This is a genomic window from Mycobacterium sp. E2462 (genome assembly GCF_001672685.1).
Lineage (GTDB): Bacteria > Actinomycetota > Actinomycetes > Mycobacteriales > Mycobacteriaceae > Mycobacterium.
Window position 1 is genome coordinate 1 of the sequence record NZ_LZKC01000407.1, and the last position, 22,270, is coordinate 22,270.

Here is a 22,270-nt window from a genome sequence, read left to right on the forward strand (position 1 = left end):
CAACGGCGACATCGCCGACGTCGTCGTGGGCGCCGCCGGCGGCGAGCTCACCAGGTGGACCCGCTTCGGCGCGCAGCCCGTCGCCACCATGGACCCCACCCGCCGGCTGGCCCGGCTGACGCCCGACGACACCGAACCGCTGGGCGCCGACCCGGGGATCGCCGACGCGGCGGCGCTCCTGCTGGCCGCCGAGCAGGTTGGCGCGGCCGAGCGCTGCCTGGAACTCACGGTCGACTACGCCAAGGACCGCGTCCAATTCGGGCGCCCGATCGGCAGCTTCCAGGCGCTCAAGCACCGGATGGCCGACCTGTACGTCGCCGTGGCCGCCGCCAAGGCGGTGGTGGCCGAGGCGTGCGCCGAGCCGACCCCGACCGGCGCGGCCACGGCCCGGCTGGCCGCCACCGAGGCGCTGTCGCTGGTGGCCGGTGAGGGCATCCAACTGCACGGCGGGATCGCGATCACCTGGGAACACGACATGCACCTGTATTTCAAGCGCGCGCACGGCAGCGCGCACCTGCTCGAGACGCCGCGGGAACTGGTTGGTCGGCTGGAATCCGAGGTACTCCCCGCGTCGTGACTGACCACGTCTCGCTGCGCTCGGGCATCCCGCCGTTTTACGTCATGGATGTCTGGCTGGCCGCCGGGGAGCGCCAACGCAGTCACGGCGACCTGGTCAACCTGTCGGCGGGCCAGCCGAGCGTGGGGGCGCCCGAGGCGGTGCGGGCGGCCGCGGCGGCGGCCCTGCACGCCAACGAGCTGGGCTACACGGTGGCGCTGGGCACCCCCGAGCTGCGCGCCGCGATCGCGGCAGATTACGTGCGCCAGCACGGGATCGAGGTGGAGCCCGACGCCGTGGTGGTGACCACCGGGTCCTCCGGCGGCTTCCTGCTGGCCTTCCTCGCGTGCTTCGACGTCGGCGATCGGGTGGCGTTGGCCAGCCCGGGCTACCCCTGCTACCGCAACATCCTGTCGGCCCTGGGGTGCGAGGTGGTCGAGATCCCGTGCGGCGCCGACACCCGGTTCCAGCCCACGGCGCAACTGCTCGCCGAGCTCGACCCGCCGGTGCAGGGCGTCATCGTCGCGAGCCCGGCCAATCCCACCGGGACGGTGATCGCGCCGGCCGAGCTGGCCGCCATCGCGTCCTGGTGCGACGCGACCGGCGCGCGGCTGATCAGCGACGAGGTGTACCACGGCCTGGTCTACGACGGCGCCCCGAAGACCAGTTGCGCCTGGCAGACCTCCCGAAACGCCGTGGTGGTCAACAGCTTTTCGAAGTACTACGCGATGACGGGCTGGCGGCTGGGCTGGCTGCTGGTGCCGCCCGAGCTGCGCCGGGCGGTGGACTGCCTCACCGGGAATTTCACCATCTGCCCGCCGGTGCTGTCGCAGATCGCCGCGGTGGCGGCCTTCACTCCGGAGGCGACCGCCGAGGCCGACGGCCACCTGCACCACTACGCGAGGAACCGCTCGCTGCTGCTGGACGGCCTGCGCGGCATCGGCATCGAGCGCCTGGCGCCCACCGACGGCGCCTTCTACGTGTACGCCGACGTCTCGGACTTCACCGACGACTCGATCGCGTTCTGTTCGTCGCTGTTGTCCGACACCGGCGTCGCGATCGCCCCCGGCATCGACTTCGACACCGCGCGGGGCAACTCGTTCGTGCGCCTGTCGTTCGCCGGGCCGACGGCCGACATCGAGGAATGCCTGCGCCGCGTCGGGCCCTGGCTGGCCGGCCGCTGACGCCGCGCTAGGGCGTGGCGGCGAGCAGCCGATCGAGGCGCGGGCGCAGGGCGCCGTCGCCGCCGACGCCGCGCACGTCGATGCCGAAGCGGTCGGTGAGCGCGTCGACGAGGGCGTCCGCGTCGTCCAGGCGCAGCTTCTCGGTGTCCCCGCCGCGGTGGATCGCCAGGTTGCCGTTGGCCAGGTTCAACCGGGCGTCGGGCGTCACGATCGCCACCATGAGGTCGGTGACGAAATGCGACGCCGGATTCGTCGACACGTACCAGCTGCCCACCCGAAGATCGATGTCCGGCGCGGTTCGGGTGCTGAACTCGTAGAGCGCCTGCCACTCGCCGCGCACCTCGGCCTGCAGCACCAGGCCGTCGCCCCGGTCGGTCAGCCGGTAAGGCTCGTGGGTGGTCTGCTGGACGGTCTGCGTCTCGAGGCGCAGCGGCGACGTCGGCGTCTGGCCGCCGAAGCCGACGTCGACCAGGAAGGCACCGTGGGATCCGGGGAACGTCACCGCGAGCACGGTGTGGGTCTGCGCCGGCAGGGGCGCGTCGGGCGCGACCATCCAGACCACCCGCCCGGCCAGGCGCCGCACCCGGAATCCGATGTCCGCCAGCGCGTACCCCATCAGACCGTTCTGTTCGAAGCAGAACCCGCCGCGGCGGCGCCGCACCAGCTTGTCGAACAGCGCCGCCGGGCCCAGATCGTCCACGGGCACCCCGAGCAGCGGGTCGAGGTTCTCGAACGGGATCGCCTGCGTGTGCGCGGTGACGAGGCCTTGCAGCACCTCGAGCGTCGGTTCGCTGGCACCGCGATAACCGATGCGCTCGAAGTAGGCGCTCAGGTCGAAAGCCATACCCACATTCTGGCCGAAGCGCCCGGCGTGCGGCCGCCGCGGCCGGCCGGACGCACCCGACCGACTGTTTTATTTCTGTCGAATATGGGGATCCGACCGCCATGAACGCCAACACCACATGGATCGTGATCGCCGTTGTCGCGCTTCTGGTGATCGTCGCGCTGGCCTTGGTGGCGGGCCGGGCGCGCGGTCGGCGCCGGCAACGGCAGGCCGAACAGATCCGCGAGCACGCCAGGTTGCAGGCCGCGAAGGTCGAACGGCGCGAAGCGCTCGCGGAGGAGACGGCCGCGAAGGCGCGCGCCGCGAAGGCCGAGGCCGAAGCCAAGGCCGCCGAGGCGGCCCGGTTGCAGGACCGCGCCGACGCACACCAGACCGAGGCCGCCTCGGCGCGCGAACACCTGCAACAGCAGTGGGACCACGCCGACCGGCTCGACCCCGGGGCCGACAAGCGGGCCGGCCGCGACGACCCCAACACCGCCTGGTCTTCGGAGCACTACGACCCGACGACCGACGTGCAGGCCGTCCGGCACGAGACCTACCGCGGCGCCCCGGAGTAGGCCCCGCGCCGGCGCCGGGCCGTCACAGCCAGGTGTCTTGCGTGGTGGCGGTGAGGAAGGCTTCCAGGTCGTCGCGCCACTGCGCGGGTGTCGTCTTGTCCGGCTCGATGCCCGTGTACTCGCCGCGGTAGAACAGCAGCGGCCGCGGCTTGATCTTGGGCGCTTCGGACAGGGCGTGCACCGCGCCGAAGACCACAAAATGGTCGCCGCCGTCGTGGGCGGACGCCACCGTGCAGTCGATGAAGGCCAGCGAGTTGTCGATGACCGGCGACCCGAGATCCGAGAGATGCCAGTCGATTCCGGCGAACTTGTCGGGTTCCCGGGAGCCGAACCGCGCCGAGACGTGCTTTTGCTGCTCGGTCAGCACGTTGACGCAGAAGCGCCCGCTGGCCTCGATGGCCTTCCAGGACCGCGACACCTTGGTCGGGCAGAACAACACCAGCGGCGGGTCCAGCGACAACGCCGCGAACGACTGGCACGCGAACCCCACCGGAACCTCGTCGTGCACGGTGGTGATGATGGTGATCCCGGTGCAGAACTGGCCCAGCACCTGCCGGAAGGCCCGCGGATCGATCGGGGCTGCCATGGCTCAGCCGCGCATGCCGACCGTGAAGTCGTGGCCCCACAGGCTGACCGCCGTGCTCTCCCGCGCGACCCAGTCGCGGTCCTCGACGACCCTTCCCTCGCAACCGAATTCGACGTCGAAACCGCTGGGGGTCTTCATGTAGAAGGACAGCATCAGGTCGTTGACGTGCCGGCCCAGGCTGGCCGACATGGGCACCTTGCGGCGCAACGCCCGGTCCAGGCACAGGCCCACGTCGTCGGCGTTCTCCACCTCGATCATCAGGTGCACGATGCCGCTGGGGGTCGGCATCGGCAAGAAGGCCAGGCTGTGGTGCCGTGGGTTGCAGCCGAAGAACCGCAACCAGGCCGGCGCCCCGTCGGCCGGCCGGCCGACCACCTGCGGCGGCATCCGCATCGAGTCGCGCAGCTTGAAGCCGAGCACGTCGCGGTAGAAGTGCAGCGCCTCGTCGTCGTCGCGGGTGGACAACACCACGTGGCCCAGGCCCTGCTCGCCGGTGACGAACTTGTGGCCGTAGGGACTGACGACCCGGCGATGCTCCAGGGCGACGCCGTGGAACACCTCCAGGCAGTTGCCTGACGGGTCGGAGAACCGGATCATCTCGACCACCCGCCGATCCGCCAGCTCGGCGGCCGTCGCCTCCTTGTACGGGATGCCCTCCACCTCGAGCCGGTGCCGAACGTCTTGCAGCCCTTCGGCATTGGCGCACTCCCAGCCGGCTTCCAGCAGCCGGTCCTGCTCGGCCGGGACGATCACCAGCCGGGCCGGGAAGTCGTCCATGCGCAGGTACAACGCGCCCTCGGTGCTCCCTGAGCCCTCCACCATGCCCAGCACCTTCAGGCCGTACTCGCGCCAGGCCGCCATGTCGGTGGCCCCGATGCGCAGATAGCCCAGTGACCGAATCCCCGTCGCGTCGCTCATCACGCACCTCCCAAGAAATCGACGGTCAGCTTGTTGAATTCGTCGAACTTCTCCACCTGCGCCCAGTGACCGCACTGCCCGAACACGTGCAGCTGCGCGCGTGGAATCGTCTTCAGCGCGACCAGCGCGCCGTCCAGCGGGTTGACCCGGTCCTCGCGCCCCCAGATCAACAGCACCGGCTGACGTAGCTTGTACACCTCTCGCCACATCATGCCGAGCTCGAAATCGGCCCCCGCGAACGACATTCCCATCGCCCGGGTGGCCGTCAGCGATTCCGGCGTGCTGGCCAACGCGAACCGCTGGTCCACCAACTCGGGGGTGATCAGTTTTTGGTCGTAGACCATCACCCGCAGGAACGCCTCGAGGTTCTCCCGGGTGGGGTCGACCGAGAACTTGCCGAGCCGCTTGACACCCTCGGTCGGGTCGGGCGCGAACAGGTTGACGCTCAGGCCGCCAGGCCCCATCAGCACCAGGCGCCCGGCGCGATCCGGGTAGTCCAGGGCGAACCGCACCGCGGTGCCCCCGCCCAGCGAATTGCCCACCAGCGGAACGCGTCCCAGCCCGAGTTGGTCGAAGAGCCCCTTGAGCGCCCGCGCGGCGTAGTGGTTGAACTGCCCGTGTTCGGCGCGCTTGTCGGAGAGCCCGTAGCCGGGCTGATCGACGGCCAGCACGTGGAATCGCTGCGCCAGCACCGGAATATTGCGCGCGAAGTTCGTCCAGCTAGCCGCGCCGGGTCCCCCGCCGTGCAGCAGGACGACGGTCCGGTCGTTGCCGACCCCGGCCTCGTGATAGTGCAGCTTCAGCGGTCCATCGACGTCGACTTCGGCGAAGCGCGAGGTCGACTCGAACGTCAGCTCCCCCGTGGCAGTGGTCATCAGACCATCGTGTCGCCCGGCGGCAACCCGAACTCGTTGTTTCCGAAGATCTGGTAAGCCCGCTCCGGGTCGTTGGCCGCGTGCACCCGGCCGGCGTGCGCGTCGCGCCAGAACCGTTGCACCGGTTGGTCGTTGCCCAGGGCCGTGGCCCCGGACGCCTCGAACAGGCGGTCGATCGACGCGATGGCGCGCCCGGTGGCGCGCACCTGGTCGCGGCGCGCGCGGGTGCGCAGGTCGAACGGGACCTCCTGGCCGGCGGACAGCAGCGCGTACTCGTCGGCGACGTTGCCGGAGAGCTGGCGCCACGCGGCGTCGATGTCGCTGGCCGCCTCGGCGATGCGGACCTTGGCGAACGGGTCGTCCTTGGCCTTCTCGCCGGCGAACGCCGCACGCACCCGCTTGCCCTGATGCTCGACGTGCGCGGCGTACGCGCCGTAGGCCATCCCCACGATCGGGGCCGAGATGGTGGTGGGATGCATTGTGCCCCAAGGCATTTTGTAGACCGGGGCGGTGTTGGTCTGGTAGCCGCCGGCGGTGCCGTCGTTCATCGCCTTGTAGGACAGGAACCGGTGGCGCGGCACGAAGACGTCCTTGACGACGACGGTGTTGCTGCCGGTTCCCTTGAGGCCGACCACGTGCCAGACGTCGTCGATGCGGTACTCGCTGCGCGGGATCAGGAAACTGCCGAAGTCGACGGGCCGGCCGTCCTTGATCACCGGGCCGCCCAGGAAAGCCCACGTCGCGTGGTCACAGCCCGAGGACCAGTTCCACGCGCCGTTGACCAGGTAGCCGCCGTCGGTCACCACGCCCGCGCCCATCGGGGCGTACGACGACGAGACCCGGGTCGCCGGGTCCTCGCCCCACACCTCCTCCTGCGCCTGCTGGTCGAACAGGGCCAGGTGCCAGTTGTGCACGCCGATGATCGAGCTCACCCAGCCGGTGGAGCCGCAGGCGCTGGCGATGCGGCGCACCGCCTCGTAGAACAGCGTCGGGTCGCACTGCAACCCGCCCCACTGCTCGGGCTGCAAGAGGGTGAAGAAGCCGACGTCTTGGAGGTCTTGAACGGTCTCGTCCGGCAACCGGCGCAGGTCCTCGGTCGCCTGGGCGCGCTCCCGGATCCGCGGCAGCAGATCGTCGATGCCGGCCAGAACCGACTGCGCGTCGCGCTGTTGAATGGTCGTCACTTAAGTTTGCCTCCTGGCCAGACTTACACAGTGGACTTAACACCTGAGACTAGAACACGTTCCGATTCGTGTCGAGCAGGGTAATCCTGCGGCTGGTAGCGATGCGAATCCGCTTTTCTGTAACATGTTCTAGTTACCCGTGGCGATCGCAAGAGCGGCGGAGCCGGTCGCAGCGGGTCGACACGCTTTACGACGAGAGGGAGGGCGGGCCTTGACCGAGGCGATCCCCGATGAGCCGCTCGGTGACCACGTCCTCGAGCTGCAGATCGCCGAGGTCATCGCCGAGACCGACGACGCGAGGTCGCTGGTGTTCGCGGTGCCCGCCGAGCCGGGTGACCCCGCCATCCCGCCCGAGCGGCTGCGCTACGCGCCCGGCCAGTTCCTGACGCTGCGCATTCCCAGCGACCGCACCGGGTCGGTGGCGCGGTGCTACTCGCTGTGCAGTTCGCCCTTTACCGACGACGCCCTGACCGTCACCGTCAAGCGCACCGCCGACGGGTACGCGTCGAACTGGTTGTGCGACAACGCGCAGCCGGGCATGCGGATCCACGTGCTGGCACCGTCGGGCACGTTCACGCCCCGCTCGCTCGACGGCGACTTCCTGCTGATGGCCGCCGGCAGCGGGATCACCCCGGTCATGTCGATCGCCAAGTCGGCGCTCACCGAGGGCGCCGGCCAGGTGACGGTGCTCTACGCCAATCGCGACGAGCGCTCCGTGATCTTCGCCGAGGCGCTGCGCGAGCTGGCCGCCAAGCACCCCGACCGTCTCACCGTGCTGCACTGGCTGGAATCGGTGCAGGGGCTGCCGAGCGTGGCCGCGCTGGCCCGCCTGGTGGCCCCCTACACCGACCGGCCCGTCTACATCTGCGGGCCCGGGCCCTTCATGGACGCGGCCAAGGAGGCGCTCGGCATGCTGAAAGTGCCTGCGCCGCAGATCCATATCGAGGTCTTCAAGTCCCTGGAGTCGGACCCGTTCGCCGCGGTCACCATCGAGGACACCGGCCAGGGCGACGAGCCGCCCGCCACCGTGGTGGTGGAACTGGACGGCGAGACGCACACCGTGTCCTGGCCGCGCAACGCCAAGCTGCTCGACGTGTTGCTGGCCAAGGGCCTGGACGCGCCGTTCTCCTGCCGCGAGGGGCACTGCGGCGCGTGCGCCTGCACCCTGCGCAGCGGCAAGGTGAGCATGGAGGTCAACGACGTGCTCGAGCAGGAGGACCTCGACGACGGCCTGGTGCTGGCCTGCCAATGCCACCCGGAGACCGATTCGGTAGAAGTGACCTACGACGACTGATCGCGGGTTAGATTCACCCTGGCATTCGGGAAGGGGCGCGCCGATGATGCGGCAGATGATGCGGTTCGCGGTCGTCGCGGCGATCCCGGTGTTGCTGCCCGCCGGGCCGGCGCCGGCCGCGCAGGCGGCCAGCAACACGGCGTCGACGCTGTTTCCCCTGGACGGGCCCAATCAGCTGGAGACGACGGCGGTCCTGAACTGCTTCAAGGGCGACGGACACTGCGATTTCGTCGCGGGCGCGCACATGCAGACCCCCGACGGGATCACCGGGTTCCCGCCGGGCCTGTGGGCCCGGCAGAGCACCGAGATCCGCTCGTCGAATCGGCTGGCCTACCTGGACGCGCACGCCACCGGCCAATACGAGCGGGTGATGAAGTCGATGGGATCCGACGAGATCACCACGGTCTATTTCGGCGAGGGCCCGCCGGAGAAGTACCAGACCACCGGGCGCATCGACTCCACCGACTGGCAGACCGGTCAGCCCAAGACCGACAACAACGTCATCGTCTGCACCCACATCCAGGTGGTCTACCCGGGCGTCAACATCACCTCGCCCAGCACCTGCGCACAGACGACGTTCTCCTGAGCGCCTGACGCCGACCGGCGGCCGCAGCGCGCCCGGGACCGCGTGTCAGTCGGGGTAGACGCCGGCCGACAGGTCCTCGAGCAGGCTCGGACCGGTGGGTTTCCAGGCGAACCGTTGCTGGGTCAGCGCGCTGGATGCCGGCTGGTCGACTGCGAAGATCGCGCCGAGCGGCCCGAAGTCCTCGGCGGCGGCGGACGCGACGGGCACGCCGAGCCGGCGGCCGATCGCCTCGGCAATCGCGCGCATCGGGTCGCCCTGGTCGCCCACCGCGTGCAGCACCGAACCGGGCGGGGCCTGTTCCAGGGCGAGCCGGAACAACGCCGCCGCGTCGTCGCGATGCACGGCGGGCCAACGTTGCGAGCCGTCGCCGACGTAGGCCGAGACGCCGGTGCGACGCGCGGCCTGGATCAGGATGCCGGCGAAGCCATAGCGTCCGCCGGCATCGTGCACCGACCGCGGCAGCCGCACGACGGCGGACCGGACGCCGCGCCCGGCCAGGTCGACGACGGCCCGCCCTGTGCGTCCACGGCCCGCCGTGGGCCCCTCGGTGACGAACGGGTCGTCCTCGGTGCTCACCCGCCCGGGAATCGCCGGGGTGCCGTTGGCGAGGACGAGCGGCTTGTCGGTGCCGGCCAGCGCGTCGCCGATCGCGGCGACGGCACGGGCCTCGTCACCGATGGCGTCGCCGAAGGAGGCGAAGTCGTGCGAGAACGCCAGGTACGCAACGCCGTCGCTGTCCGTGGCCGCCTTCTGGAGGGTCTTTAGGTCGGTGACGTCGCCGCGCACGGCCTGCGCGCCGAGCCGTTCGACGACCGCGGCCGAGGCGTCCGATCGGGCCAGGCCCACGACATGATGACCCGCTAGGAGCAATTGGGCGACGACCGCCGAGCCGATTCCTCCGCTGGCACCGGTGACGAATACGCGCATGAGGCACACCCTTCGAGTGACGAGACAATGGTCCCATCACCATACAGCGGTGATGGGACCATTGTCGCATCATTAGAGTGGAGCGATGGCCCGCTGGGAACCGGACGCGCGCGCACGCCTGGTCGCCGCGGCGCTGGACCTGTTCAACGAGCGGGGATACGACGAGACGACCGTCGCCGAGATCGCCGCCCGCGCGGGATTGACGAAAAGCACGTTCTTCCGGCACTTCCCCGACAAGCGTGACGTGCTAGCGGCCGGCCAGGACGCCATCGCGCGGCTGCTCCGCGAGGGCGTCGCCGCGGCGCCCGCCGGCGCGACACCGTTGGCCGCCGTGAGCTCCGGGCTGACCGCCGCCTCGGCGGCGTTCACCTCGTTCAACCGGGAGCTGGCGCCCCGCCTCAAGGCGGCGATCGCCGCCAGCGTCGAACTGCAGGAACGCAACGCGCTCAAGCAGATCGGGCTCGCCCGCGCGATGGCCGAGGCGCTCGGGGAGCGCGGCGTGCCCGAGCCGACGGCGTCGCTGGCCGCCGAACTCGCCGCGCTCGCGTTCAAGTCGGCCTACGCGCGCTGGGCCGAACCCGGCGAGGACGGTGACCTGGGCGCGATGGCGTGCCAGGCGCTTCGTGAATTACACGCCGCGGCAGTCGATCTCGGCTAACGCGGCAGCCCGAGCAACCGCTCGGCGGCGACGGTGAGCAGGATCTGCTCGGTGCCCCCGGCGATCGTCAGGCAGCGGGTGTTGAGGAAGTCGAAGACAGCGTGGTTGTGCACCAGCCCGCCGCCCTCGGAGACGTCCATCATGAACTCGGCCAGCGCCTGCCGGTAGCGGACGCCGATGAGTTTGCGGACGCTGGACTGCGCCCCCGGGTCCTGCCCGCCCACGGCGAGCTGGGCGATCCGCTGGTCCAACAGGGCGCCGGTCTGCGCGGTGATGATCAGCCGGCCCAGCCGGTCCTGCTGGGCGGCGTCCACGTCGAGCTTGGCCAGCACCGCGAGCAGCTCCTCCATCGGGTTACCGAGCGCGGTGCCGGTGGCCATCGCGACGCGCTCGTTGGCCAGCGTCGTGCGGGCCAGCCGCCAGCCGTCGTTGACCCCGCCGACCACCAGCTCGTCGGGGACGAACACGTTGTCCAGAAACACCTCGTTGAACAGCGAGTCGCCGGTGATCTCGCGCAGTGGGCGGATCTCGATGCCGGGCGAGCTCATCTGAACGAGGAAGTAGGTGATGCCCTTGTGCTTCGGCGCGTCGGGATCCGTGCGGGCCAGGCACACGCCCCACCGCGCCTTGTGCGCGGACGACGTCCAGACCTTCTGCCCGGACAGCAGCCAACCCCCGTCGGTCCGGACCGCCTTGGTGCGCAGCGACGCCAGGTCCGAGCCGGCACCCGGCTCGGAAAACAGCTGGCACCAAAGGAATTCGCCGCGAATGGTGCCGGGCACGAAGCGCTCGACCTGCTCGGGCGTGCCGTGCTCGAGGATGGTCGGGACGGCCCACCAGCCGATCACCAGGTCCGGGCGCGCCACACCGGCCGCCGCCAATTCCTGGTCGATCAGCAGCTGCTCGGCCGGCGACGCGCCCCGCCCGTACGGCGCGGGCCAGTGCGGCGCCTGCAGGCCGGCCTCGGCGAGCGCCGCCTGCCGCTGGTCCTCGGGCAGCTCGGCGACCCGGGCGACGGCGGCGGCGATCTCGTCGCGCTGGTCCTCGACGTCGGCGAGGTCGATGCCCAGGCGGCGGCGCACCCCGGCCTGGGTCAGGGCGGTGATGCGGCGCAGCCAGCGCTCGGCGCCCCCCAGGAAACGGCCGTTGGCGTGCGCGCGGCGCAGGTACAGATGCGCGTCGTGCTCCCAGGTGCAGCCGATGCCGCCGAGCACCTGGATGCAGTCCTTGACGTTGGCCTTGGCGGCCGCGATTCCGGTGCCGGCGGCCAGGGCGGCCGCGATGGCGAACTGGGAGTCGTCGGCGTCGGCCGCGGCGCCGACCGCGCCGGCGGCGACCACCTCGGCTTGCTCCGCGCGGCACAGCATTTCGGCGCAGATGTGCTTGACGGCCTGGAAGCTGCCGATCGGCTTGCCGAACTGCTCGCGCACCTTGGCGTAGTCGACGGCCGTCTCCAGCGCCCACCGGGTGACCCCCGCCGCCTCGGCCGCCAGCAGCGTCGCGGCGAGTTCCTCGACGCGTTCGGCACGCCGGGCCACCGCGACGGCGGGCGCCGCGGTCAGCACCACCCGGGCCAGCGGCCGGGAGAAGTCCGTCGCCTGCAGCGGCTCGACGCGCACGCCCTCGGCCTCGCTGTCGACCAGCAGCCAGGTGCCGCCGGCCGGCAACAGCAGCAGCGCCCCGGCGGCGGCGCCCAGCACCAGCGGCCAGGTGCCCGACGCCTGACCGGCGTCGGGGTCGAACTGCGCGTCACCCTCCAGGGCCAGCCCGGCGAACCGCTCCCCCGCGACCAGCGCTTCCAGCGGCGCCGGCTGCGTGCCCGTCTCGGCGAGCACCAGGGCGGCCAGCGCGGTGGTCGCCACCGGACCGGGCACCAACGCCTTGGCCGACTCCTCGACCATGGCACACAAGTCCTCGACGCTGCCGCCCGCGCCGCCCGCGTCCTCCGCGACGGCCACGCCGAAGATGCCCAGGTCGGCCAGCCGGGTGAAAACCGGCCGCCACGCGTCGGCGTCGCCCTGCTCGACGGCGCGGACCGCCGCCGTGCCGCCCGGCCCCGCCGTCGAATTGCGGGCCCAGTCGCGCACCAGAGCCCGCGCGGCGAACTGCTCGTCGGTGACGGTCGCTACCACGTGTTGAGCCTTCCGGGTCGTCAATATCACTGGTCGAAGCGCGGTGCTGCCGCACTAGAACGTGTTCTAATAGTGCCAGTGATCGACCGTCAAGTCGAACGCCATTACAGCAGCGCACGCGGTTGCCCCGACGGGGACGGAGGTGGGAAATTCACACCCAGAATGCGTATCGTTTGCAAACGAGCCGCCCGGAACAGGAGCAACCCGTCACATGCCAGCCAGTGCCAACTCGAGAGCCGGTTCGAGCCGCGCGTCTGACTCGCAACCGCGCGAGGTCGTGAACGTGGCGGTCCTGGCGGAGTCCGAGCTGGGTTCGGAGGCGCAGCGGGAACGCCGCAAGCGCATCCTGGACGCCACCATGGCCATCGCGTCCAAGGGCGGCTACGAGGCCGTGCAGATGCGGGCGGTGGCGGACCGCGCCGACGTGGCGGTCGGCACGCTGTACCGCTACTTCCCCTCGAAGGTGCACCTGCTGGTGTCCGCGTTGGGGCGGGAGTTCAGCCGCATCGACGCCAAGACCGACCGCTCGGCGATGACCGGCGGCACGCCGTTCCAGCGGCTCAACTTCATGGTCGGCAAACTCAACCGCGCGATGCAGCGCAATCCGCTGCTGACCGAGGCGATGACGCGCGCCTACGTGTTCGCCGACGCGTCGGCGGCCAGCGAGGTCGACCAGGTCGAGAAGCTGATCGACTCGATGTTCGCCCGGGCGATGGCCGACGGCGAGCCGACCGAGGACCAGTACCACATCGCAAGGGTGATCTCGGACGTGTGGTTGTCCAACCTGCTGGCCTGGCTCACCCGCCGGGCCTCGGCCACCGATGTCAGCAAGCGGCTGGACCTGGCGGTGCGGCTGCTGATCGGCGACACCGAATCGGCCTAGCGCGTCACGCGGGCGGCCCCGCGGTGCGCCCGCGGATCAGCTCGGTGTCCAGCAGCTTGACCGCAGGCAGGTTGGACCGCGGGGGCTTGAGCAGCAGCTCGCCCGCGCGCCGCCCCTTCTCCAGGCTCGACTGCGCGACGGTCGTGAGGCCGCGGTTGAGCGCCTCGGGAACGCCGTCGAAACCGGTGACGGTCATCTGACCGGGCACGTAAATGCCGTGTGCGCGCAGGTAATCCATCGCCGACAGCGCGAGGATGTCGGCCGTGCACATCAGCGCGGTGATCCGGGGGTTGGCCTCCAGCGCCGCCTTGGCGGCCGCCCCGCCCGACTCGGGCAGGTGCTCGTAGCTCTCGACGACGGTCAGCGACCGGGGGTCGACGCCCGCGGCGCGCATCGCCTCCCACACGCCGACGATCCGCTCGCGTTGCACGTCGAAGGCCGGCGAGCGCAGCCGGTCGGCGTCCACCACGCCCTGCCTGCGGTCGCGGCCCAGCCGCATGGTCAGCAGACCGATCTCCCGATGCCCGAGGCCCAGCACGTAGTCGGCGACCTCGCGCATCGCGGCCCGGTCGTCGATGCCCACCCGCGACACCCCGGCCAGCCCCTTCGGCTGGTCGACGACGACGACGGGCAGCCGGCGCTGCAACACGACCTGCAGGTAGGGGTCCTCGTCGCACACCGAATACACCACGAACCCGTCCACGCCGGCGCCGAGCACCGCGGCGGTGCCGTCCTTGAGGCTGCGGCTGGGGCCGACGGCCACCAGCAGCAGCCCCTGCCCCTGCGCCTCGCAGGACTGCGCGACGCCGGTGACGAAGTCGCGGGCCGCGGGGTCGCTGAAAAAGTAGGGCAGCGGCTCAGCCATCACCAACCCGACCGCGCCGGCCCTGCGGGTCCGCAGCGACCGCGCGACGGGGTCGGGGCCGGCGTAGCCCAACCGCTTCGCCGTCGCGAGCACCCGCTCCCGCAGGTCCGCCGAGAGCTGGTCGGGCCGATTGAAGGCATTCGAGATCGTCGTGCGGGAAACCTTGAGCTCGTCCGCCAGCGACGCCAGAGTCGCACGTCGGCGCGGGGTGGGGCTCACGACCGGTGACGCTACAGCGGATCGGGTGGCCCGCCTATCGGCTGGTCCGAGGCACTTTGTAATGGAAACGATTTTCATTAGTATATTGACCGGCTGCCCTGCCGGCCGCCGCTGATCCGCACGCGCGTACCGAGCTGACGGGACCCCATATGGCACGAGTCACTGCGAGGCGCCGGCGACGTGTCGTCGCGCCGGCCCTCGCCCTCGTGGCGCTCGGCTCGGCGGTCCTGGCGGGGTGCGGCGCGGCCCGCTCGGCGCACCCGCACGGGGCCACCGTGGTGACCTCCACCGACGTGTGGGGCAGCGTGGTCGGCGCCGTCGCGGGCGGCCACGTCACCGTTAAGGCCATCCTCACCGGCGGCAGCGTCGACCCGCATTCCTACACCGCCACGCCGTCGGACGCCGCGGCCCTCACCGACGCCACGCTGGTCGTCTACAACGGCGGCGACTACGACCCGTGGGTGACGCAGGTGCTGGCCGGGCGGCCGGGCGCGGCGCCCGTGGCCGCCTACTCGTTCGTCGCCAAGGACAAGGGCGACGATCCGCCCAACGAGCACGTCTTCTACGACCTCGACGTGGCCAAGTCCGTCGCGAACGCCGTCGCCGACCGGCTCGCGGGGATCGACGCGGGCGACGCGACGGCGTATCGGGCCAACGCCGCCGCGTTCTGCCGCGACGCCGACGCGGTCGCCGGCGCCGAGCGTTTGATCGCGACCAACTTCCCCGGCGCGTCCGTGCTCGCGACCGAACCGGTCGCCCACTACCTGCTCAAGGCCGCCGGCGTGGTCGACCGCACGCCCCGCGCCTTCAGCACCGCGAACGAGAACGGCACCGACCCGTCGCCCGCCGACATGGCGTTCGTCCTCGACTTGGTCAAGCGCCGCCAGGTGTTCGCGGTCGTGGTGAACCCGCAGACGTCCACCCCGGCGATCACCGGGTTGCGCGACGCCGCCCGCGACGCGGGCGTGCCCGTGACCGAGGTGACCGAAACCTTGCCGGCCGGCACCGATTACCTTGGCTGGCAACGCACTACGGTTCAACAGCTCAATTCCGCCCTGCAGTCGGGCCGGGACAATGCCCGTCATTGACCAGGCGGTCGCGGACCGCTCGCCCGCCGTGTCGATGACCGGTGCCCGCCTGGCGTTCGGCGACCGGGTGCTGTGGGACCAGCTCGACCTGTCGGTGTCGCGGGGTGAATTCATCGCGGTCCTGGGCCCCAACGGCACCGGCAAGACCTCGTTGCTCAAGGTGCTCCTCGGCCTGCTGCCGCTGAGCGCCGGCGCGGTGTCGGTCGACGGGCAGGTCGGCTACGTGCCCCAGCAGCACCCTATGGACGCAGACGTGATGCTGCGCGGGCGCGACCTGGTGCGCCTCGGCGTCGACGGGCGCGACTGGGGCTGCCTGCCGCTGCGGCGCGCCGGCCGGGAGCGCCGCCGGGCGGCCGTCGCGCGGGCGATCGAGCAGGTGAACGGCGAACGGCTGGCCGACATGCGGGTCGGGGTCATGTCGGGCGGCGAGCTGCAGCGGATGCGCGTCGCGCAAGCGGTGGCCAGCGATCCGACGCTGCTGCTGTGCGACGAACCGCTGGCGGCCCTCGACCCCGCCAACGCCCGGCTGATCGCGGCGTTGATCAACCGCCGGCGGCGCGAGGCCAACACCACCGTCATCGTCGTCACCCACGAGGTGAACACGATCCTGCCCTACGTCGACCGGGTGCTGTACCTGGTCGACGGCCGGTTCCGGATCGGCGCGGTCGAGGAGGTGCTGACCACCGAGACGCTGTCCACGCTGTACCGGGCCGACGTGCAGGTGGTGCGGGTCAAGGACCGTTACGTGGTGGTCGGCGAGGACAGCGGGCGATCGCTGTGAACCCGCAGCTCGCCGACGTCCTCGGGCACCTGTTCGCGTTCGACGTCACCGCCCGGCTCCTCGGCCACGACTTCGTCCAGCAGGCCCTGCTCGCCGGGGCGCTGCTCGGGCTCGTCGCCGGGCTGATCGGGCCGTTCGTCGTGATGCGGCAGATGTCGTTCGCGGTGCACGGGTCCAGCGAATTGTCGCTCACCGGAGCCGCTTTCGCATTGCTCGTCGGCCTGCAGGTGGGACTTGGCGCGCTGCTGGGCAGCGCCCTGGCGGCCGCGCTATTCGGGCTGCTCGGCCGGCGCGCGCGGGAACGCGATTCGGTGACCGGCGTGGTGCTGGCGTTCGGGCTCGGACTGGCCGTGCTGTTCATCTACCTCTACCCGGGCCGCACCTCGACCAGTTTCGCGCTGCTGACCGGACAGATCGTCGGCGTGGGTTACAGCGGCCTGGCCGTGCTGGCGGTGGTCTGCCTCCTGGTCGTCGCCGTGCTGGCCGCCTGCTACCGCCCCCTGCTGTTCGCGACCGTCGACCCCGACGTCGCCGCCGCCCGCGGCGTCCCGGTGCAGGCGCTCGGGATCGTGTTCGCGGCCCTGGTCGGCGTGGTGGCCGCCCAGGCGGTGCAGATCGTCGGCGCCCTGCTGGTGATGTCGCTGCTGATCACCCCCGCGGCCGCCGCCGCCCGGGTGGTCGCCTCGCCGGCGGCGGCGATGCTGGCCTCGGTGATCTTCGCCGAGGTGTCGGCCGTCGGGGGCATCACGCTGTCCCTGGCGCCCGGCGTGCCGGTGTCGGTGTTCGTCGCCGGCATCTCCTTCGCGATCTACCTGGCGTGCTGGCTGCTCGGGCGCCGCCGGGCGGTCACCGCCTAGGCTTGTCCGCACGGCCGGTCCCAACTGCGCGAAAGGCTCTGCTGCGTCGGCGGCAAGGCGACCTCTGCGCCCGGCCGCGGCGCGGCGGCACCATAAGCTGGGCGGGTGGCCGACATCGACCTCAACGCCGACCTGGGCGAGGGCTTCGGCGTCTGGCGCCTGGGCGACGACGACGCCATGCTGGAGATCGTCACCAGCGCCAACGTCGCCTGCGGCTTCCACGCGGGAGACCCCGCGGGCCTGCTGCGGGTGTGCCGGTCGGCCGCCGAGCGCGGGGTACGCGTCGGCGCGCAGGTGAGCTACCGCGACCTCGCCGGCTTCGGCAGGCGCTTCGTCGACGTCACCACCGGCGATCTGACCGCCGACGTGCTCTACCAGATCGGCGCCCTGCAGGCCCTCGCGCGAGCCGCCGGAACGGCGGTGTCCTACGTCAAACCGCATGGCGCGCTGTACAACACCATCGTCACCCACCGCGAGCAGGCCGCCGCCGTCGCCGAGGCGGTGCGGCTGGCCGACGCCGCCCTGCCGGTGCTCGGCATGGCGGGCTCGGCGTTCTTCGACGAGGCGCGGCGGCGCGGGCTGCGCACCGTCGCCGAGGCGTTCGCCGACCGCGCCTACCGGCCCGACGGCACGCTGGTGTCGCGCCGGGAGCCCGGCGCCGTGCTGCACGACCCGTCGGCGATCGCCGACCGGGTGCTGGCGATGGTGAGCTCCGGACAGGTCACCGCGGTCGACGGCACCCTGGTCGCGCTGCGGGTGGAATCCGTGTGCGTGCACGGCGATTCGCCGGGCGCGGTGCGGATCGCGAGCGCCGTTCGCGACCGGCTGACGGCCGCCGGCACCCGCCTGGGGGCGTTCTGCTGATGCGGCTCAAATGGGGGCGTCCCGACATTGCGCGGTACGCGGACCGGTTCGACGCGCCCGCCGCCGGGCCGGACACGCCGCTGTCGGTGACCTGGCTCGGGGTGGCGACGCTGCTGGTCGACGACGGCTCGTCGGCGGTGCTGACCGACGGCTATTTCTCGCGCCCGGGCCTCGCGAGGGTCGCCGCCGGCAAGGTGGCGCCGTCGCCGGCGCGCGTCGACGGCTGCCTCGCGCGCGCGAAGGTGTCGCGCCTGGCGGCGGTGATCCCCGTGCACACCCACATCGACCACGCCCTGGACTCCGCGCTGGTCGCCGACCGCACCGGCGCGCAGTTGGTGGGCGGGCAGTCCGCGGCCAACGTGGGGCGTGGCCACGGGCTTCCCGAGGACCGGATCGTGGTCGCGACCAGCGGCGACCAGCTGCGGCTCGGCAACTACGACGTCACCCTGGTCGAGTCCCACCACTGCCCGCCCGACCGATTCCCCGGCGCGATCAGCGCGCCGGTGGTGCCCCCGGTACGGGCCTCGGCGTATCGCTGCGGCGAGTCGTGGTCGACGCTGGTGCACCACCGGCCGACCGGCCGCCGGCTGCTGATCCAGGGCAGCGCCGGTTACGTCGAGGGCGCGCTGCGCGGTCAAAGCGCCGACGTGGTGTACCTGTCCGTCGGGCAGCTGGGCCTACGCCCACCCTCCTATCTGGTCGACTACTGGACCGAGACGGTGTCCGCGGTGGGGGCGCGCCGGGTGCTGCTGATCCACTGGGACGACTTCTTCCGGCCCCTGTCCAAGCCGTTGCGCGCGCTGCCGTACGCGGCCGACGACCTGGACGCGTCGCTGCGCATCCTCGACGGGCTGGCCGCGCGCGACGGCGTGGCGCTGCACCTGCCGACGGTGTGGCGGCGCGAGAACCCGTGGGCGTGAGGCGCTGTCGATGACCCTGACCGTCGCGCTGGTGTTGCTGGCTGCCGTCCTGGCCTTCGCCGTCGTGCGCCCGCGCGGCTTGCCGGAGGCGGTGGCGGCCGTCCCCGCGGCGGTGGTCCTGGTGGCGATGCACGCGATCTCGGTGCGGCAGGCGGCGGCGGAGATCGCCGACCTGTCCGGGGTGGTCGCCTTTTTGGGCGCGGTGCTGGTGCTGGCCAAGCTGTGTGACGACGAGGGGTTGTTCGAGGCCGCCGGCGCGGCCATCGCCCGCGGCCGGGTGCGCTCGAGCGGCCTGCTGCTGCGGGTGTTCGTCATCGCGTCCGTGATCACCGCGGCGCTGAGCCTGGACGCCGCCGTGGTGCTGCTGACGCCCGTCGTGCTGGCCGCCGTGCGGCGGCTGGGCACCCGGGTGCGGCCGTACGCGTACGCCACGGCGCACCTGGCCAACGGCGCGTCGCTGCTGCTGCCGGTGTCGAATCTGACCAACCTGCTGGCCTTCCACACGGCCAACATCTCGTTCACCAAGTTCACCCTGGTGATGACGCTGCCGTGGTTGGCCGCCGTGGGCTCGCTCTACCTGATCTTCCGCTGGTTCTTCGCCGAAGACCTACGCGTGCAGCCGAACTCGGAGGAACTGGGTCCGCCGCCACGCCCGCCGGTGTTCGTGCTCGTGGTGGTCGGGCTGACCCTGGCCGGGTTCGCCGTCGCGCAGTCGGTCGGCCTGAGCCCGGCGTGGGCCGCGCTGGCGGGCTCCGTGGTGCTCGGGCTGCGCAGCCTGCGGCGGCGGAATACGACGGTGGCCGAGATCGCCCGCTCGGTGCACGTGTCGTTCCTGGTGTTCGTGCTGGCGCTGGGCGTGGTGGTGCAGGCGGTGACGCTCAACGGCATGGACAGGGCGATGAAGTCGGTGTTGCCGTCGGGCAACGGGTTGCCCGCCCTGCTCGCCATCGCCGCCATCGCCGCCCTGCTGGCCAACGTGGTGAACAACCTGCCCGCCACGCTGGTGCTGCTGCCGTTGGTCGCGCCCGGCGGCCCGGTCGCGATCCTGGCGGTGCTGATCGGGGTGAACATCGGCCCCAACCTGACCTACGTCGGCTCGCTGTCGAACCTGTTGTGGCGACGCCTGTTACGCCAGCACGACGTCGACGCCGGCGTCGGCGAATACACCCGCCTCGGCGCGTGCACCGTGCCCGTGTCGCTGGTGGTGGCGGTGCTGGCGCTGTGGGCGTCGGCGCGCGTGCTGGGCCTCTAGCGCCGCCGGTAGCTTGGCGGCAGCGGCCGGCCCAGCCCGGCCAGCACCGCGCGCGCCCGGCTCGGGTAGTCGGTGATGAGACCGTCGACGCCGTAGCCGATCTGGGCGCGCATGGCGTCGGCGTCGTCGACGGTCCACGGAATGACCCGCAGCCCCAATGCGTGCGCGCGGTCGACGTACGGCGCCCCGGCCACCAGCCGGTAATCCGGCGAGACGATGCCGGCACCCACCGCCAACGCGCCCCGCAACGGATCGCCGACCCCGGCTTCGCCGGCCAGCCACGGCGAGCCCGGCGCCCAGGTGGTGTCGTCGTACAACGCCACCAACGGGATCGACGGCTCCGCGCGGCGCACCAGCGGCAGGGTCCGCCAGTCGAAGCTCTGGATCTCGACCCGGTCGATCTTGCCCGCCGCCCGGACCGCGGCCAGTATCACGTCGACGAACTGCTGCGGGCCGGCGGAGGCTTGCGGATGGTCCGCCTCCACCTTGGTCTCGATGTTGTAGCGGACGCCGTCGGCGCCGTAGGAGTCGGCCAGCGCGAAGACGTCGGGCAGCGCGGCGATCTTGTTGCCGCGCACCACCTCCGCGTCGGGAAAATCGGCCAGGCGGTTGCCGCAGTCCAGCGTGCCGACCTGCGCCGCGGTCAGCTCGTGCACCAACTTGCCGACGTAGGGGTACTGCGGGTCACCGGCGAACGCGGGCCCGGTGTCGGAGCACTTCTGCGCCTCGATCGTCGGGTCGTGCCACACCAGCGGCTGCCCGTCGGCGGTGAGCACGACATCGAGTTCCAGTGTGCTGACGCCCAATTCGAGCGACTTGGCGTACGCGCGCAGCGACTCCTCGGTGGTCTCGCCGCGACCGCCGCGGTGGGCCTGCAGATCGAAGTCACCGGCCTGCGCCGACGCCGCGCCGAGGGGCAGCAGCGCGGCGGCGAGCGACGCGACCAGGGCGGCGCGCAGCCGCGCTGTCCGGCCGGGCACCGGGTTAACTCCGGCGCTGCCGCGCGATTTCGGCCAGCACCACCCCGGCGGCGACCGAGGCATTCAACGATTCGGCGTGCCCGGCCATCGGGATGGACACCACCTCGTCGCAGGTCTGGCGCACCAGCCGGGAGAGCCCTTTGCCCTCCGACCCGACGACCAACACCACCGGGTCGGCCCCGTCGATGTCGTCGAGGGCGGTGTCGCCGCCGGCGTCCAGGCCGACGACCCGCAGCCCGTGGTCGGCCCAATCCTTAAGCGTCCTGGTGAGATTGGTCGCCCGCGCGACCGGCAGGCGGGCCGCCGCCCCCGCGCTGGTGCGCCATGCCACTGCCGTCACGGACGCCGACCGGCGTTGCGGGATCAGCACGCCGTGGCCCCCGAACGCCGCCACCGACCGCACGATGGCGCCCAGGTTGCGCGGGTCGGAGATGTTGTCCAGCGCCACCAACAGCGCCGGCGGGGCGCCGGTCGCGGCGGCCAGCAGGTCGTCGGGGTGGGCGTAGCTGTACGGCGGCACCTGCAGGGCGATGCCCTGGTGCAGGTGGTTGTTGGTCATCCGGTCCAGGTCGGTGCGCGGCACCTCGAGGATCGATATGCCCAAATCCGCTGCGCGAGCTACGGATTCGGTGAGCCGCTCGTCGGCCTCGGCGCCCAGCGCGACGTACAGCGCGGTCGCCGGCACCCCGGCGCGCAGGCACTCCAGGACCGGGTTGCGGCCGAGCACCGTCTCGGCCTCGTCGGTGCGCTTCTGGGCCGGCCTGCGGTTCTGCGGCGCGGTTCGTTTGGCGGCGGGGTGATTCGGCCGCAGGTGCGCGGGCGGGGTGGGGCCGCGGCCCTCCAGGGCCCTGCGGCGCTGGCCGCCCGAACCGACGACCGGGCCCTTCTTGGTGCCCGCCTTGCGGATCGCCCCGCGGCGCCGCGAGTTACCGGCCATGCGATCCCGGCCTAGCTTTCCGGGCCGGCCTGCAGCGACCACTGCGGCCCGTCGGCGGTGTCGGTGACTTCGATGCCGGCTTCCTTGAGCCGGTCCCGGATCTCGTCTGCCAACGCCCAGTTGCGTTCGGCGCGGGCCTTCTGCCGGTTCTCCAGCTCGGCGTGGACCAGGACGTCGACGGCCGCGAGCGCCGCCGACGTCTCGTCGCGGGTCTCCCAGCGCTCGTCGAGCGGGTCGCAGCCCAGAATGCCGAGCATGGCCCGGATCGCCCCGGCGTGGTGTAGCGCGGCCTCGTGGTCGCCGGAGTCCAGGGCGCGGTCGCC

23 protein-coding genes and 1 pseudogene are annotated in these 22,270 nt (G+C 71.8%); 13 read left to right on the top strand and 11 right to left on the bottom strand.

The features are described from left to right. A partial coding sequence (locus A5714_RS21075; protein WP_231975942.1) for an acyl-CoA dehydrogenase family protein occupies positions 1-577 on the top strand: 577 nt, incomplete at its 5' end. Further along, positions 574-1,740, top strand: a complete 1,167-nt coding sequence (locus tag A5714_RS21080) for a pyridoxal phosphate-dependent aminotransferase (protein ID WP_068071234.1) — start codon at positions 574-576, stop codon at positions 1,738-1,740. The genes A5714_RS21075 and A5714_RS21080, both read left to right, overlap by 4 nt. Positions 1,741-1,747: 7 nt before the next feature. On the opposite strand, the gene A5714_RS21085 is transcribed toward A5714_RS21080, so the two are convergent. Beyond that, positions 1,748-2,584, bottom strand: coding sequence for an arylamine N-acetyltransferase (locus A5714_RS21085; RefSeq protein ID WP_068071239.1), 837 nt, complete (start codon positions 2,582-2,584; stop codon positions 1,748-1,750). A gap of 101 nt (positions 2,585-2,685) precedes the next feature. Between A5714_RS21085 and A5714_RS21090 the strand changes: the two genes are divergently transcribed. Next, positions 2,686-3,141, top strand: a complete 456-nt coding sequence (locus A5714_RS21090; RefSeq protein WP_068071241.1) for a hypothetical protein — start codon at positions 2,686-2,688, stop codon at positions 3,139-3,141. Between the two features lie 22 nt (positions 3,142-3,163). On the opposite strand, the gene hsaB is transcribed toward A5714_RS21090, so the two are convergent. From hsaB to hsaA, 4 genes are read right to left on the bottom strand one after another with little or no spacing between them, the layout of a single operon-like run. Further along, on the bottom strand, positions 3,164-3,727 hold the full coding sequence (gene hsaB, locus A5714_RS21095) for a 3-hydroxy-9,10-secoandrosta-1,3,5(10)-triene-9,17-dione monooxygenase reductase subunit (protein ID WP_068071243.1): 564 nt from the start codon (positions 3,725-3,727) through the stop codon (positions 3,164-3,166). Positions 3,728-3,730: 3 nt separating this feature from the next. After that, positions 3,731-4,645: an iron-dependent extradiol dioxygenase HsaC gene (gene hsaC, locus A5714_RS21100; RefSeq protein WP_068071245.1), complete on the bottom strand. Its 915-nt coding sequence runs from the start codon at positions 4,643-4,645 to the stop codon at positions 3,731-3,733. Further along, positions 4,645-5,520, bottom strand: coding sequence for a 4,5:9,10-diseco-3-hydroxy-5,9,17-trioxoandrosta-1(10),2-diene-4-oate hydrolase (hsaD, locus tag A5714_RS21105; RefSeq protein WP_068288512.1), 876 nt, complete (start codon positions 5,518-5,520; stop codon positions 4,645-4,647). Before hsaD ends, hsaC begins: the two co-directional genes overlap by 1 nt. After that, positions 5,520-6,704 (bottom strand): 3-hydroxy-9,10-secoandrosta-1,3,5(10)-triene-9,17-dione monooxygenase oxygenase subunit, encoded by a 1,185-nt coding sequence (gene hsaA / locus A5714_RS21110; protein ID WP_068288515.1) that lies wholly within the window; start codon positions 6,702-6,704, stop codon positions 5,520-5,522. The genes hsaD and hsaA overlap by 1 nt, the downstream gene beginning before the upstream one ends. Before the next feature lie 211 nt (positions 6,705-6,915). Between hsaA and A5714_RS21115 the strand changes: the two genes are divergently transcribed. Together A5714_RS21115 and A5714_RS21120 are read left to right on the top strand one after the other, a co-directional pair. Then, the gene (locus A5714_RS21115; protein WP_068066249.1) at positions 6,916-7,998 is read left to right on the top strand and encodes a ferredoxin--NADP reductase; all 1,083 of its coding nucleotides are present in this window, start codon (positions 6,916-6,918) and stop codon (positions 7,996-7,998) included. Between the two features lie 43 nt (positions 7,999-8,041). After that, positions 8,042-8,584, top strand: coding sequence for a hypothetical protein (locus A5714_RS21120; protein WP_068204889.1), 543 nt, complete (start codon positions 8,042-8,044; stop codon positions 8,582-8,584). Between the two features lie 45 nt (positions 8,585-8,629). Here A5714_RS21120 and A5714_RS21125 read toward each other — a convergent pair whose 3' ends face one another. Then, positions 8,630-9,511: an SDR family oxidoreductase gene (locus A5714_RS21125; RefSeq protein WP_068288520.1), complete on the bottom strand. Its 882-nt coding sequence runs from the start codon at positions 9,509-9,511 to the stop codon at positions 8,630-8,632. 85 nt (positions 9,512-9,596) lie between these two features. On the opposite strand from A5714_RS21125, the gene A5714_RS21130 reads away from it, so the two are divergent. Next, the gene (locus tag A5714_RS21130) at positions 9,597-10,169 is read left to right on the top strand and encodes a TetR/AcrR family transcriptional regulator (RefSeq protein ID WP_068288527.1); all 573 of its coding nucleotides are present in this window, start codon (positions 9,597-9,599) and stop codon (positions 10,167-10,169) included. Here the strand turns inward: A5714_RS21130 and A5714_RS21135 are convergent. Then, positions 10,166-12,301, bottom strand: coding sequence for an acyl-CoA dehydrogenase (locus tag A5714_RS21135; RefSeq protein ID WP_068288529.1), 2,136 nt, complete (start codon positions 12,299-12,301; stop codon positions 10,166-10,168). The two genes, A5714_RS21130 and A5714_RS21135, sit on opposite strands and share 4 nt — an antisense overlap. A 283-nt stretch (positions 12,302-12,584) precedes the next feature. Here A5714_RS21135 and kstR point away from each other — a divergent pair, with 283 nt between their 5' ends. After that, complete coding sequence (gene kstR / locus A5714_RS21140; RefSeq protein ID WP_068066264.1) at positions 12,585-13,184, top strand: cholesterol catabolism transcriptional regulator KstR; 600 nt, start codon at positions 12,585-12,587, stop codon at positions 13,182-13,184. A gap of 4 nt (positions 13,185-13,188) precedes the next feature. Here kstR and A5714_RS21145 read toward each other — a convergent pair whose 3' ends face one another. Further along, positions 13,189-14,268: a LacI family DNA-binding transcriptional regulator gene (locus A5714_RS21145; RefSeq protein WP_068288532.1), complete on the bottom strand. Its 1,080-nt coding sequence runs from the start codon at positions 14,266-14,268 to the stop codon at positions 13,189-13,191. A 149-nt stretch (positions 14,269-14,417) separates the two neighbouring features. Here A5714_RS21145 and A5714_RS21150 point away from each other — a divergent pair, with 149 nt between their 5' ends. The 6 genes from A5714_RS21150 (at position 14,418) to A5714_RS21175 (ending at position 20,030) form a co-directional block, all read left to right on the top strand. Then, complete coding sequence (locus A5714_RS21150; RefSeq protein WP_068288537.1) at positions 14,418-15,356, top strand: metal ABC transporter solute-binding protein, Zn/Mn family; 939 nt, start codon at positions 14,418-14,420, stop codon at positions 15,354-15,356. Next, positions 15,343-16,137 (top strand): metal ABC transporter ATP-binding protein, encoded by a 795-nt coding sequence (locus tag A5714_RS21155; RefSeq protein ID WP_068288538.1) that lies wholly within the window; start codon positions 15,343-15,345, stop codon positions 16,135-16,137. Before A5714_RS21150 ends, A5714_RS21155 begins: the two co-directional genes overlap by 14 nt. Next, positions 16,134-16,994 (top strand): metal ABC transporter permease, encoded by an 861-nt coding sequence (locus A5714_RS21160; protein ID WP_068066225.1) that lies wholly within the window; start codon positions 16,134-16,136, stop codon positions 16,992-16,994. The genes A5714_RS21155 and A5714_RS21160 overlap by 4 nt, the downstream gene beginning before the upstream one ends. A 105-nt stretch (positions 16,995-17,099) precedes the next feature. Then, positions 17,100-17,858 carry a LamB/YcsF family protein gene (locus A5714_RS21165; protein ID WP_068288541.1) on the top strand — a complete coding sequence of 253 codons (759 nt, stop codon included), beginning with the start codon at positions 17,100-17,102 and terminating at the stop codon, positions 17,856-17,858. Beyond that, positions 17,858-18,778, top strand: coding sequence for an MBL fold metallo-hydrolase (locus tag A5714_RS21170; protein ID WP_068288544.1), 921 nt, complete (start codon positions 17,858-17,860; stop codon positions 18,776-18,778). Before A5714_RS21165 ends, A5714_RS21170 begins: the two co-directional genes overlap by 1 nt. A gap of 10 nt (positions 18,779-18,788) precedes the next feature. Further along, positions 18,789-20,030, top strand: a complete 1,242-nt coding sequence (locus tag A5714_RS21175; protein ID WP_068288550.1) for an SLC13 family permease — start codon at positions 18,789-18,791, stop codon at positions 20,028-20,030. Here the strand turns inward: A5714_RS21175 and A5714_RS21180 are convergent. From A5714_RS21180 to A5714_RS21190, 3 genes and pseudogenes are all read right to left on the bottom strand, one after another. Next, positions 20,027-21,010: a glycerophosphodiester phosphodiesterase gene (locus tag A5714_RS21180; RefSeq protein WP_231975943.1), complete on the bottom strand. Its 984-nt coding sequence runs from the start codon at positions 21,008-21,010 to the stop codon at positions 20,027-20,029. The genes A5714_RS21175 and A5714_RS21180 overlap by 4 nt on opposite strands. A 4-nt stretch (positions 21,011-21,014) precedes the next feature. After that, on the bottom strand, positions 21,015-21,947 hold the full coding sequence (gene rlmB / locus A5714_RS21185; RefSeq protein ID WP_068288552.1) for a 23S rRNA (guanosine(2251)-2'-O)-methyltransferase RlmB: 933 nt from the start codon (positions 21,945-21,947) through the stop codon (positions 21,015-21,017). Positions 21,948-21,958: 11 nt separating this feature from the next. After that, positions 21,959-22,270 (bottom strand): annotated as a pseudogene (locus A5714_RS21190) (cysteine--tRNA ligase); the annotation flags it as partial.

What these genes read in the sequence shown, in the direction of transcription:
- hsaB (WP_068071243.1), bottom strand. Translation starts at nt 3,727, where the DNA reads ATGGCAGCCCCGATCGATCCGCGGGCCTTCCGGCAGGTGCTGGGCCAG.
- hsaD (WP_068288512.1), bottom strand. Translation starts at nt 5,520, where the DNA reads ATGACCACTGCCACGGGGGAGCTGACGTTCGAGTCGACCTCGCGCTTC.
- A5714_RS21120 (WP_068204889.1), top strand. Translation starts at nt 8,042, where the DNA reads ATGATGCGGCAGATGATGCGGTTCGCGGTCGTCGCGGCGATCCCGGTG.
- A5714_RS21155 (WP_068288538.1), top strand. Translation starts at nt 15,343, where the DNA reads ATGCCCGTCATTGACCAGGCGGTCGCGGACCGCTCGCCCGCCGTGTCG.
- A5714_RS21150 (WP_068288537.1), top strand. Translation starts at nt 14,418, where the DNA reads ATGGCACGAGTCACTGCGAGGCGCCGGCGACGTGTCGTCGCGCCGGCC.
- A5714_RS21130 (WP_068288527.1), top strand. Translation starts at nt 9,597, where the DNA reads ATGGCCCGCTGGGAACCGGACGCGCGCGCACGCCTGGTCGCCGCGGCG.
- A5714_RS21085 (WP_068071239.1), bottom strand. Translation starts at nt 2,584, where the DNA reads ATGGCTTTCGACCTGAGCGCCTACTTCGAGCGCATCGGTTATCGCGGT.
- A5714_RS21170 (WP_068288544.1), top strand. Translation starts at nt 17,858, where the DNA reads ATGCGGCTCAAATGGGGGCGTCCCGACATTGCGCGGTACGCGGACCGG.
- rlmB (WP_068288552.1), bottom strand. Translation starts at nt 21,947, where the DNA reads ATGGCCGGTAACTCGCGGCGCCGCGGGGCGATCCGCAAGGCGGGCACC.
- A5714_RS21090 (WP_068071241.1), top strand. Translation starts at nt 2,686, where the DNA reads ATGAACGCCAACACCACATGGATCGTGATCGCCGTTGTCGCGCTTCTG.
- hsaC (WP_068071245.1), bottom strand. Translation starts at nt 4,645, where the DNA reads ATGAGCGACGCGACGGGGATTCGGTCACTGGGCTATCTGCGCATCGGG.
- A5714_RS21175 (WP_068288550.1), top strand. Translation starts at nt 18,789, where the DNA reads ATGACCCTGACCGTCGCGCTGGTGTTGCTGGCTGCCGTCCTGGCCTTC.
- A5714_RS21125 (WP_068288520.1), bottom strand. Translation starts at nt 9,511, where the DNA reads ATGCGCGTATTCGTCACCGGTGCCAGCGGAGGAATCGGCTCGGCGGTC.